We start from the raw sequence: 12,500 nt of genomic DNA, 5'->3' as shown, positions 1-12,500 counted from the left end.
ATAGTAATGAGAAACATGGTGAAGTAGTATTCTCCCGCAAAACGCGTAAGTTGCTAATCTATATGACAGTCTAACATAAATTGAATCTGACACGATAGCTATAATAATCGTGAATAGCTTCGCATCACGTGACAATGACATCATAATAAATGTATCCAAAGCATAATCAGCGGTGCCATAACAACGACGAAAATCAGTTGATCCTGCGTTATTTCGTTAGGCGTTCGCGTAATTATTAAGGTGACGCCTCCTTGAGCTGTATTATTTTACGTTCCAATTTATTAAAGGATTTGTGTATTATAATTAGGATATACAACGTCGATCCGTTGAAGAGGCATGTTCGATATGGTGTATTATAATTAAAAAGATAATTATAGGAAATGGAGTTACTGTGCATTAAGAGAACGAGCATAGGGCCTGTTCTATGCAGACTGGGGAGATAAAGTGAAAATAATCTTGTTATCAGGGGGATCAGGCAAAAGATTATGGCCGTTATCAAACGATTCCCGTTCCAAACAATTTCTTAAGCTGTTAAGTAATCAAAGTGGCGATCATGTATCAATGGTTCAGCGTGTGTGGGGGCAACTGGGGAATAATGACTTAAGCCAGCATGCTTATATCGCAACTGGACGCGGGCAACTTGAAGTCATTCAAAGCCAATTAGGACTTGAATCAAATATTATTATCGAGCCCGAGCGCCGGGATACGTTTCCCGCTATAGCTCTTTCAGCTGTATATCTTCATTCTGTCAAGCAAGTATCGCTTGAAGAAGTTGTTGCGATTCTGCCGGTCGATCCGTACGTTGAAGATCATTTCTTCGAGAAAGTAAAGGAACTGGCGGCTATTATTGATGATTCTGATGCCAATATCGGTCTGCTTGGCGTCACCCCAACCTATCCATCTGCGAAATATGGTTACATTGTTCCTCAATCTGTTGGCGAACAAGTATACAAACAGGTAAGTCGTTTCGAAGAAAAGCCAAGCGAGTCGCGGGCGAAAGAGCTGATTGCAGAGCATGCTCTGTGGAACTGCGGTGTATTTGCTTTTCGGTTGGGATACATGATTGAAGAGTTGACAAAGCGAGGGCTGCCAGTTCAATATAAAGAGCTTCAAGCTCAATATGGCAGTATGAAAAAGATTAGCTTCGATTACGAAATTGTAGAGAAGGCGGATAAAGTTGTTGTTCTCCCGTATAACGGTTACTGGAAGGATCTTGGGACTTGGAATACCCTTACAGAAGAGATGGGGAGCCCACTTATCGGCAACGCTATTATGTCTGAGGATTGTGTGAATACGCATGTCATTAACGAACTGGATATTCCGATAACCGTACTAGGTGTATCGAATGTCGTTGTAGCGGCTAGTCCTGATGGCATACTTGTGTCGGATAAAGCGTCTAGTCCGCGGATTAAAGATGTACTGAAGCATCAGGATCAGCGTCCGATGTATGAGGAGCGCCGATGGGGAAGGTACAGGGTACTGGACTACATTAAGTACCCTGGCAGAGAAGAGGTACTGACGAAGCGGATTTTGATCTCGGAAGGATGCAATTTAAGTTATCAGTATCATATGAGACGCCGTGAAGTATGGACGATTGTAGCTGGATCAGGTGAGATGGTACTCGATGGACAGCTCCGTCCGGTTCAAGCGGGTGATATCGTAGTCGTGCCGTGCGAGATGAAGCACAGCATCCGGGCGATAACTGACCTGGAAATCATTGAAGTTCAAACGGGTCAAGAACTTGTTGAAGAAGATATCGTACGCCTCGCGCTGAACTGGGACGAGATTGTAGAGCTTGCTGTACAACTAAACTAATAAGAAAAGATCTCGGAATTGGCCGGTTCATTCGGTCGACCGCGATCTTTTCTTATATTTAACTTATTCACTCTATTCATTGTTATAGGAACATGTTGCTGCAACACGAGTTAGTACGTTAATTTCATCCACTGTACACCAAGCCCCAACTCTCTGATATCAGAAGATTGGCCGATTTGCGCTGGTGATATGGGGACAGGATTAATGATTTTAATGTGAAGCAACAGGTTGTTCGATAAGAGGTTACTTGGGATTGTAACGGTATATAAAGTGGAACCGTCATATTTCGCCTTTATGGACCCTATTGGATGTCCATTGGCTTCAATGCTAAATTCTTTACTTCCTTCCGGGAGAAATGAGAGTGACTGTAACTGCATTTCTATTGGTCCGTCAGGCCGTGAACTCAATTGCATATACAAATTTGCCTCACGCCCCTCCATCCATATCCCCCAGTCCTCGGGTGACGACCAACCCTTGCCTAGGTAGGCAACACGGTTGTCTTGGATGGAATCGAAGGGGATTTTCTCGTTACTGAGCACGATGATCCCTTGATTCCCCTTCCAGTGTTTTAGTTCATGCGATATATAGTACAGCCGATAGGCTTCACTGACATTTGGATGAACTGCAAAATAAAGAATACCGACATACCAGCAGAAAAGAACAAGGGAAGCGCCGTATAAGAGTCCCTTTTTTATCATAGTAATCACCCCGATTAAGTTACTAGCGGGTGGCCAGCGAACCACAATAGCAGCAACGGAATATTTAATATCGCGATCGTTATGAGAAGAACGGTTTTCGGAAATGGTTTAATCCGGCATATCCAATCATTCACAGCCAGCGCTAAAATAAGAGAGCCCATAAAGTAACGTGGAAGAGATTGTAGATTAGACATTATGGGTATGGTAATGCAGACAAACCCGAAAAACGCTTCGGTATAACGTTTTTTTATAAAAAGATATACGGCTCCGGCAATGCCGAGTATTCCCCAAATCGCCAAATAGGCGGAAGAACGGTCGGATGTTAAGCCTTCATACAAACGTATAAGGGGATTTGTGTTGTCTCTTCCCCATGCGATCTGAATATTTTTGAAGGCGAACGGATCCCCGACGTGAAAATATAAATAAGTCATGTAAGCAAATAGTCCTACTGGAATAAGGAGTAGGGAGAACAACTGCTTCTCATTCTTTAAGAAAGCGGGCAGGAATGATTTGAGTGTCTTTCCTTCTCTTAAATGGACAATTAGGCATTTGATAAAGAATACAATGCTGAACATTACGCCTGTAATTCTTGTCATAGAAAGCAAGGCGCCTACTGCGCCAGCAAGAGTCCATTTCTCTTTCTCTAGACAGTAAAACCCGAGTGCGACAAGAAGAATGAATAAAGACTCGGTATACAAAGATGAATAATAGAAAGAATAAGGACCGAATCCAAGCAAAAGAATTACAGTGTTGGCGGACTCTCTGTCGCGTGTCATGCTGATATAATGATGCACGACAATTAAGGTGGCAAAGAATAATAAAGTAGATAGAATTACTCCTGCTTGATTGATCGATAATGCTGTAGCAGCCACAACTCCTTTAACTAGTAGGGGATATAAAGGAAAAAAGGCCCAGTTGGCGGCGTCGCCATTTTCGTGTTCACTAGGTTCCAACATATAGCCGTCTCTAATGATGGATGTATACCAACCCGCATCCCATCGGTTTAAGATGTCAAATATGCTTTCATCTGAGTGCATGATGGAGTTCCATACCAGGGAAATAATAAGGTAGGTAAATCTTGAAGCGACTACGATAAGAAAACAATAGAGTGCGACGTTAATACTTGGTTTCGAAAGCTTCATGTTTCCTCCAGGTTACTAAAATGTATAACGGCCTAATCGAATTGTGGTCGAAATTAAGAATACAACATTCGCTACTGTTTGACAAAATCTAAAAATAGTGGGGAAGTGAATCATCGAAGTAATTCTGATATAATTACTGATGGTTCAATCGAGTTGCAGTGAAAGATCTTTATATAAGGAAGAGTAGGAGCATGCATGATGAAATTCGTATTGAGTATGGTATTAGGTCTTTATAGGAGTATCCCTTTAATAGTGAACCTATCTCGGAAAGACTTACAAATCCGTTATTTAGGATCATATCTAGGCCTATTATGGGCTTTTATTCAACCCGTTATTCAAATCCTGATCTTCTGGTTTGTGTTTCAAGTGGGCTTTAAATCGGCTCCAGTTGATAATTACCCGTTCATATTATGGTTGATGGCAGCCATGATTCCATGGTTTTTTATTTCAGACTGCGCTATTAACACGACAAACTCCATTGTCGAGAACAGTTACCTCGTGAAGAAGATGTCATTTCAAGTTGGATTGCTGCCAATTGTAAAGGTTGTATCAGCAATCTATATCCACCTGTTCTTTATCGTGTTTCTCATGATTATGTTCCTGTCGTATAACTATTACCCAGATTTGTATACTCTGCAGATCGTATATTATTTTGCTTGCTCTGTCATGTTGGTGCTCGGATTTGCTTGGCTAACTTCTTCTTTGGTTATTTTCTTAAAGGATATAGGGCAGTTTGTAGGCGTAATTACTCAATTTATGTTCTGGTTAACGCCTATCTTCTGGTCAATGAATATATTGCCGGAGAAGTACCACAAGTATATTAAGTTAAATCCAGTGTATTATGTTACGGAAGGTTATCGGGGTGCAATGATAGATAAAACGTGGTTTTGGGAGCATCCTGTTCAAACGTTATATTTCTGGTTGTTCACCTTCGTTCTGCTGTTAACGGGGATTATTGTATTTAAGAGACTCCGTCCTCATTTCGCGGACGTGCTATAGGCTGGAGAGATGACAATGAGTCAATACGCAGTTAAGGTCGATAATGTTTCCAAGGTATATAAAGTATATAAACAGCCTGTAGACAGGCTGAAAGAATCAATTCGTTTCCCAAGAAAAATATATCACACTCCTTTTCATGCAGTATCGGAGTTGTCGATCAGTATTCCAGTTGGAGAGACGATCGGAATACTGGGGAAAAATGGTGCCGGAAAATCGACGCTTCTAAAAATGATTACAGGTGTACTTCAACCGACAAGTGGAAATATTACGGTTAACGGAAAAATTGCTGCACTGTTAGAGCTAGGGGCTGGATTTAATCCGGAGTATACCGGTCTCGAAAATATTTATCTCAACGGCACGTTAATGGGATATTCGCGTGAACAAATGGAAGAGCGGCTCCAAGATATACTAACGTTTGCTGATATTGGAGACTTTATTCACCGTCCTGTTAAAACCTATTCGAGCGGTATGTTTGCTCGGTTGGCATTTGCTGTAGCGATTAATGTTGATCCGGATATTCTTATCGTTGATGAGGCGCTTTCGGTTGGAGACGTGGCATTCCAGGCGAAGTGTTATCGCAAATTTAATGAGTTCAAACAGAAAGGGAAAACGATTATTTTCGTTACCCATTCCCTTGAAACTGTGCTGCGATATTGTACGCACGCTTTCGTTATTCACGACGGCCGCATGATTGCGGAAGGTAGTCCGAAGGATATGGTCGATTTATACAAGAAGGTACTCGTGAATCTGTATGACATTGAGGATGACCTGAAGATAAATAAGGTAGAGGCACCAGTGCTAGAGGGGGAGTGGAAGCAGCATTTTTCTAGTCAGGCCAATACAATCGAGTATGGCAACAAAGAAGCAGAGATTATCGACTACGGATTGTTCGATTCGGCAGGGCGTCCAGTAACGAAGGTTCATAGTGACGAGGATACATTTGTTCGGATGAGGATACAATTTCATCAGTCGATGCAGGATCCAATTTTTGCATTCACGATAAAGGATTTAAAAGGGAATGAATTGGCTGGCACAAACACGTGGTTTCAAGGGATCGATACGGGGCTGTGCGAGGCAGGCACGGTTCGTTCCATCACATTTGCTCAGCGAATGAATTTGCAAAGTGGGTATTATACGCTTTCTCTTGGTTGTACGGGTTTTGTTGGAAATGAGGATTTGAAAGTGTATCATCGGCTGTATGACGTCATTGCGTTCGAGGCGGTCATGTTCAAACGAATTGTAGGCGTGTTTGACATCGACTCGCAAATCTCGTTAGATGAATAATTAAAATTGAGATGATCGAGGTTGTTGATTATGAAAGATAGAACGTTAGCTCAAATCGATCTGCAATATTATAAAGGTACGGATCGATATAGCGATGGCGATGTTGAGGATGAGATTTTATCTATCGTACAGAACAACGACGATTTCACAGACATTCTTAATAAGGATGACCGATGGCCGATTTTGTATCACTTGTCTCCGCGCAGAAGAAATTTGCTGGAATGGTATCCTTTCCGTGCTGAGGGGTCAGTGCTAGAAATTGGCGCTGGCTGTGGCGCACTCACTGGATTGCTGTGCGAGAAGTTAAGTCAAGTGACGGTCGTTGAATTATCTAAACGTAGAGCTGAAATCATTGCGAATCGGCACCGGGACTTTCAACATCTAAAAATTATGGTTGGTAATTTGAACGACATGGATTTTGGGCAGTCGTTTGATTATGTTACTTTAATTGGCGTGCTTGAATATGCAGGGAAGTTTACGGATTCCCAGACGCCATACCTCGACTTTTTACGCAAGATCGTAGAGCCTTTGCGTGAAGGCGGAACATTGTTAATAGCAATAGAGAATAAGTACGGGCTTAAATATTGGAACGGCTGCAGAGAGGATCATACAGGGCGCTTCTTCGATGGTCTTGAGGGATATAGGAATTTCCCTGGCGAGGGAGTTGCAACTTTCTCCAAAATGGAGCTGTCTGAATTGCTGGAAGCGGCAGGGCTTGCTGTTGTTGATTTTTATTATCCTCACCCTGATTATAAGCTTCCAGTTCATATCTATTCGGATGAAGTTGTGCCTTCACTTGGAGCGATAGCGCGAGAAGCGTCGAATTATGATATGGATCGCCTCACGTTGTTTAACGAGGAGCAAGTGCTCAACGGATTAGTGACGAACGGACAGTTCGGTTTTTTTGCTAACTCTTTTCTCGTAGAATGCAAGAAAAGGGAGGGGTAAACGATGCGCATTCTTTATACGAAGTTTAATCGTGAAAGAATACCCGCTTATCAAATATGTACAATGATCCGCCAGTATAGTGACGGAAGTAAGGACGTCGTTAAGCGAGCGCTCAACACCAGTGCTAAAGAACATATCAAAACGATTTTGTCCAATCGGCAGCGGCTTTCTGAGTTCTATCCCGATCATTATTTCGTTACCAGCCAGATGGAGGGAGATGATATCATATTTCCTTTTATCGAGGGGAAGAGCTATGAAACGCTTCTAGCGGATGCGGTGAAAACAGGTGATTCCGAACGATTTCTTACTGTACTCGAGCAGTACTATTCGTTCATATTATCGATGTCAGCAGGCTCGAAGCCGTTTGAGCAGCTGTCGTCCTTATCAGGGCGACAGCTAGTAACGAGTGGTGGGGAGCGCCATTATGAGTATTTCCGGCTTACGAATGTCGATCTTACGTTTGATAATCTGTTCATGCAGCCGGATGGTCGTACGATCGTAATTGATTGCGAATGGGTATTTGAAGTGGAATTACCTATCCTGTACCTGATGTACAGGTCTTTGTATATGTTTTACTGGAAATATAAGGATTTTGTTCAGTCGATTCCTGGAGCGGTGTATTACTACACGTATTTTCATATAACCAACGAAGATATTCAGCTATTCGACCAATTGGAATTGGATTTTCAGGACTATGTTCATGGGAAAGAACGGCGGTATGCGATTGACAAACGGTATTTGAAATCAAACGTGAGCCTGCCTCAGATGCAAGACGAGTTAGTCATGCTTCGGGAGAAGGAAAGTCAATTGCAGGAAGTAATGAGGGAGTATGACAAGCGGCTCGATCAATTAAATCAGCAAATTTTTGATCGACAGCGCGTAAATATAGATTCAGCGTTAAATGCTTCTGAGCGCCAGATGGAAGAACTGAAGATGCAGCTTGATGGGGAGCGGCAAAAGGTTTGTCAGTTAGAAAGCGAAAAATCAGGGCTCGAAATCATACATCAGCAAGTGGCAAGAGAGAGGGACCGATTGGCTGAGGACGCTGTTGAGCGGGAAGCTCTGATCAACTCTTTAAAGGAAACTATCCATAATCAAAATGTGGAAATTCAAAACATTCTTAATCTTGTTCGGGAAGTGAATGGACATTCGAGCGGCAGTAGAGTGAAGCGTGTCATGGGGGTAGTACTTAGGCCTGTTCGGAGTCTTCGCAGCGAATTGTCGCTTTCGAAGCGTCTGGCAGATGAATTGATGAATGCTGTGAAAGAAAGAGATCGATTAATTCAAGAGAAAGATGGAAACGCAGTAGCGATATACGATAAACTAAATACTAAATCGATAGAAATCGAGGGAATTCGACGTCAATCAGATTTACTTGAGAAGCATGTTGCCTATTTGGAACAAGAGCTTCATCGTGTGAGGACTGAGAACGAAAGGTTGAAGGGTGAGAAACATATTGCTCAACACAATTATGAACAGGTTGTTGAACAATATGAGCAGGTTGTTCATCAGTATGAGAAGCTTATGCAGGAGCATCATATTTATGTCGAGGAGACGAGTAGGCAGATTGAAGAGTTGGAGAAAACTCGGCAGCATCTTGAGCATTTGCATCACCTGAAGAACTACGAGTTGGAAGAATTGAAAAAATCGATAAAAATAAGAAGGGATTGAATGGTAGTTGAAGCGTGTACTTGTCTTAAATCCCTACTTGCCTACTCTTGGCGGGGGCGAAAAACATATGGGCTATTTGTGCAAATGTATCGAGGAGTTCTATGATGACGTAAAAATTGAAATTCTGGTGCATAACTATAACAATATTGATATTCATGCGCCTAATTATCCGACAATTGAAATGCTGAATGAGCGGTTCTCGCTGCAGTTGAACAAAACATCGATCTTGAAGCTCGATTTGCCTAAAGCGAACAGTCTGAAGGAGCATTATCGAAATAAACGTATTATCGAGAAAATGACGGAATCTTACGATCTGTTTATTAACTTTATGTTTCTCAGCAAACATGAGGGACGTGCTCGCAAAAATATTTATTCCTGCATGTTTCCTCCGACCCATTATCAGTTCCCGGACAGCCTGTTTCGACAGCTGGCGGGTAAATGGATGGATCGGAAGTTCGTAAAAAGCTACGACTACTTCATTACCAATTCCTATTATACGAACCATTGGCATGAACATTTTTGGCACACTGGCGCTAAGAATAAGGTTATTTATCCCCCGGTGTTTTCTGAGCAAACGGTGTTACAGAGAGTTGGCGAAAGTACGACACGTAAAAATATGATTTTGTCGGTCGGACGTTTCTTTGTAGGAGCGCATAACAAGAAGCAAGACGCGCTTGTAGATATGTTTTTGCGTAATTGCTCGAAATGGCCGGGATGGGAGTTCCATCTTGCGGGGGCAGTGTCAACAACCGATATCGACGTGGAGTATGTCAACCAAATTAAGAAAAGGATCGAGGGCAGTCCGGTCTATCTGCACTTGAATTGTCCATTCAGTGAGTTGGAACAGTTGTATAAGGAAGCGAAGATCTTCTGGCATGCGACTGGCTACGGAGAGAATGATAACGAGTTTCCTGAGAAGATGGAGCACTTCGGTATTACGACCGTTGAAGCGATGAGCTATGGTGTAGTACCGGTTGTTATAAATAAAGGTGGACAAACGGAAATCATTCAACAAAGCGAGACGGGGCTGCTCTGGAACACGGAGGAGGAATTAGTCGCACATACTGAAATGCTGATGGCCGAGGAAGCGGAACGAGTTCGGCAAGCACAAAGATGTTATGATAGTGCGAATCTGTTCTCCATAGAGAAATTTTACGAGAAAAGTAGGGAGATTCTCCATGCCGTCAACTTATGATGTATCCATCGTGATTGTACACTATAATGGCGTACGGTATCTTAAGGCGCTGTTTGACTCTTTACTCGCGCTTGAAACGGATGGGTTAAGCTATGAGGTTGTGTTCGTTGATAACGGCTCTACAGATAATTCGATAAGTTATCTGGAGATGAACTACCTGCCGCAGATGCCGAATTTGAAAATATTATCACCCGGACAAAATCTTGGTTTCGCCGGAGGAAACAATTACGGTGTTCGTAACTGTTCAGGGAAGTATGTTGCTTTCCTTAATAATGACACTAAAGTTGATCGCGGCTGGCTCTTGTCTTTATATCAAGCGATGAGCGATCCTGAGGTCGGCATAGTGAACTCAAAGCTACTGTTCTTTTATGATTTTATCCGCATAGCTGTAAGAACGATGGATCAATTGAAGCTAAGCTCAGCCGTAAAAATTAACGAGCATGAGTATACGATTGATCCGAAATTCTGCACGAATTTGCTTCACCATCAGTCGGAGCTTGTGACTTTTGGGCATTCGGTATTTTATATCCCACTGTTGGACGGGCGGGAGGCTGACTATCGTATTGAGATGAAGGCGACTTCATTTACGGATACGGATGAGATTATTGTTGGAGACTTTACTGTCAAGCCGACTAGCTCTGGTGTAATCTCTTGGGATCTTGGAAAGAAAGAAGTTGGCGAGGCAGTGTCGATTATCCAGAATGTCGGTTCCGGGGTCAATGACGAGTTTAATGGTTTCGATATTGGATTCTGTGAGGTCGACAACGGTCAATTTGATACTGCACGTGAGCTTCAGAGCGCATGTGGTGCCTCTATGATGATGAGGAAGGAGCAATTCCTCGAGCTTGGAGGGTTCGATGAGTATTTCTTTATGTATTATGAAGATACTGATCTTTCTTTCCGAACTCGGGCGGCAGGTAAGAAAATTATGTACACTCCTCATTCAGTGGTTCGACATATTCATACTGGAAGCAGCAAGGAATGGTCGCCGTTTTTTATTTATCAGGTTATGCGAAATCGTTTATTGTTTATTTATAAGAATTATCCAAGAAGAGTTTTTGTTAAGCAATGGTTAAAATTTGCAGCGCACGTTGCGAAATCTGTGATTCGTCCCCATGAGTCGCCAGAGGTCAAAACGGCTAAGCGGCGTGCTCTGAAAGATTGTACAAAGCAAACATTGGCTTATCGAAAGTCTGGACATTCGTCTAAATAAGGGCATGAGTGTACAAATCTTGTTGTCGACGTATAACGGGGCCCAATATTTGCGTGATCAATTAGATTCCATTGTTCAACAATCTTACGGGGAATGGTCATTATTAGTTCGTGATGATGGATCAAATGACGAGACGCTCGATATTTTAGAAGAATATCGCTCAAGATTTCCGGACCGGATTGAAATTTTGGAGACAGAGCATGAAAGGCTAGGCGCCTGTCAGAGTTTTGCACGATTGTTGTCAAGGTCGACTTCTCCGTACGTAATGTTTTGCGATCAAGACGACGTCTGGAAGAGTGATAAAGTTGAACAAGCTCTTGGTGCGATAAAGCAATTTGAGCAGGATCACGACGGTCCGATTCTTGTTCATACGGATATGACAGTCGTTGATGAGCGATTAAATTTGATTGATAATTCTTTTTGGAATTATCAGGGCATATCAGGTGAGGATTGTCGATTGTCTCGTATATTGACTCATAACAACGTGACGGGATGCACTTGTATTATGAATGCTCGTATGCGGTCGGAAGCTTTGCCGATACCTGCAGAAGCGATCATGCATGACTGGTGGATTGCCCTAGTTGCTTCTATAAACGGCGGGTTAAGAGGTATACCTTCGTGCCTGCAGTTGTATCGCCAACATGCCAATAATGTTGTTGGGGCATTTCGGTACCAAGGCATGTTTAACAAAGTATTCAATGCAAGCCGCAGTAGGAGAATGATTGAGGAGACGATGGCACAAGCGCGTGCACTGCTTTGGTATCGGCAAGAGAAGATGACAGGCGTCCAAAAACGAATGGTTGATGATTATGGACGGCTTCTGTACAGGGGACGTATTCATAGAATGGTTACATTGTTACGGCATCGGTTTAGTAAGGCTGGATTGATGCGTAACGTGATGTTTGTGATATTGATCCTGCTAGCGAAGAAAGAACGAGAGGGACATCGGTATGAAGGCTAGAGGCATACGCTGGATCGGTTGCTGGCTCATTGCGATGGTATTTATTGTTGGGGCAGGAAGCGTTCTGGTTTTCGCGCAGCCGACGGTTGCAGAAGAAAACAAGGACATACTTGACAGTGGTTTATCAGTGAAGCTGTTGGAACAGCATACACCCAAACGTATGATTGGAGCGGGAATGTATAAGGTCTCGATAACGCTTCAAAATGACGGTAAAACCGTGTGGAAGCAGGATGAACTTCTGTTTCTATCGTATCATTGGCTAAATGAAGATCAGTCCGTACATGTATGGGATGGATTGCGTACTAAATTGCCGCATGATGTGGAGCCTGGTGAACAAATAACGGTGAAAGCGGACGTTAAGGCTCCAGGCGAAGGCGGGAATTATTTTCTTCAGTGGGACATGGTATACGAGGGAGCAGCGTGGTTTGGCGATACGAACCCAGAATCTCTTCAGTCGGTGTCTGTGCATGTGTACGGTAAATGGTTTAAGTATGTTTGGATCGGTGGATGCTTGTTAGTGCTAGTTTTACTTGTCCGTTTATTAAAGCGAAAGTGACGCTAACATAATGGGGGA

General features: G+C 42.8%; 11 protein-coding genes. 9 read left to right on the top strand and 2 right to left on the bottom strand.

Annotated elements, in window-relative coordinates; all coding sequences use genetic code 11:
* The first annotated feature begins 444 nt into the window (after nucleotides 1-444).
* The gene (locus PXY01_RS08295; protein ID WP_127569204.1) at nucleotides 445-1,815 is read left to right on the top strand and encodes a sugar phosphate nucleotidyltransferase; all 1,371 of its coding nucleotides are present in this window, start codon (nucleotides 445-447) and stop codon (nucleotides 1,813-1,815) included.
* Between the two features lie 110 nt (nucleotides 1,816-1,925).
* Here the strand turns inward: PXY01_RS08295 and PXY01_RS08290 are convergent, their stop codons facing one another.
* Nucleotides 1,926-2,513 (bottom strand): hypothetical protein, encoded by a 588-nt coding sequence (locus PXY01_RS08290; RefSeq protein WP_127569202.1) that lies wholly within the window; start codon nucleotides 2,511-2,513, stop codon nucleotides 1,926-1,928.
* A 14-nt stretch (nucleotides 2,514-2,527) separates the two neighbouring features.
* Nucleotides 2,528-3,655 carry a mannosyltransferase family protein gene (locus PXY01_RS08285; protein ID WP_127569200.1) on the bottom strand — a complete coding sequence of 376 codons (1,128 nt, stop codon included), beginning with the start codon at nucleotides 3,653-3,655 and terminating at the stop codon, nucleotides 2,528-2,530.
* Nucleotides 3,656-3,850: 195 nt separating this feature from the next.
* Here PXY01_RS08285 and PXY01_RS08280 point away from each other — a divergent pair, with 195 nt between their 5' ends.
* From PXY01_RS08280 to PXY01_RS08245, 8 genes are all read left to right on the top strand, one after another.
* Entirely contained in the window at nucleotides 3,851-4,654 is an 804-nt protein-coding gene (locus PXY01_RS08280; RefSeq protein ID WP_307719372.1) for an ABC transporter permease, read from the top strand.
* A 15-nt stretch (nucleotides 4,655-4,669) separates the two neighbouring features.
* Nucleotides 4,670-5,938 (top strand): ABC transporter ATP-binding protein, encoded by a 1,269-nt coding sequence (locus PXY01_RS08275; RefSeq protein WP_127569198.1) that lies wholly within the window; start codon nucleotides 4,670-4,672, stop codon nucleotides 5,936-5,938.
* 30 nt (nucleotides 5,939-5,968) lie between these two features.
* Nucleotides 5,969-6,886, top strand: coding sequence for a class I SAM-dependent methyltransferase (locus PXY01_RS08270; protein WP_127569196.1), 918 nt, complete (start codon nucleotides 5,969-5,971; stop codon nucleotides 6,884-6,886).
* Between the two features lie 3 nt (nucleotides 6,887-6,889).
* Nucleotides 6,890-8,557, top strand: coding sequence for a coiled-coil domain-containing protein (locus tag PXY01_RS08265; protein WP_127569194.1), 1,668 nt, complete (start codon nucleotides 6,890-6,892; stop codon nucleotides 8,555-8,557).
* 67 nt (nucleotides 8,558-8,624) lie between these two features.
* Complete coding sequence (locus PXY01_RS08260; RefSeq protein WP_127569192.1) at nucleotides 8,625-9,752, top strand: glycosyltransferase family 4 protein; 1,128 nt, start codon at nucleotides 8,625-8,627, stop codon at nucleotides 9,750-9,752.
* Entirely contained in the window at nucleotides 9,736-10,965 is a 1,230-nt protein-coding gene (locus PXY01_RS08255; RefSeq protein ID WP_127569190.1) for a glycosyltransferase family 2 protein, read from the top strand. Before PXY01_RS08260 ends, PXY01_RS08255 begins: the two co-directional genes overlap by 17 nt.
* A gap of 19 nt (nucleotides 10,966-10,984) precedes the next feature.
* The gene (locus PXY01_RS08250) at nucleotides 10,985-11,926 is read left to right on the top strand and encodes a glycosyltransferase family 2 protein (protein WP_164744341.1); all 942 of its coding nucleotides are present in this window, start codon (nucleotides 10,985-10,987) and stop codon (nucleotides 11,924-11,926) included.
* The gene (locus PXY01_RS08245; RefSeq protein ID WP_127569186.1) at nucleotides 11,916-12,482 is read left to right on the top strand and encodes an NBR1-Ig-like domain-containing protein; all 567 of its coding nucleotides are present in this window, start codon (nucleotides 11,916-11,918) and stop codon (nucleotides 12,480-12,482) included. Before PXY01_RS08250 ends, PXY01_RS08245 begins: the two co-directional genes overlap by 11 nt.
* Nucleotides 12,483-12,500 lie beyond the last annotated feature (18 nt).

The organism is Paenibacillus xylaniclasticus, assembly GCF_004001065.1.
Lineage (GTDB): Bacteria > Bacillota > Bacilli > Paenibacillales > Paenibacillaceae > Paenibacillus_T > Paenibacillus_T xylaniclasticus.
The sequence above is the reverse complement of the archived record's forward strand: the minus strand, read 5'-3'. Positions and strand labels throughout refer to the sequence as shown.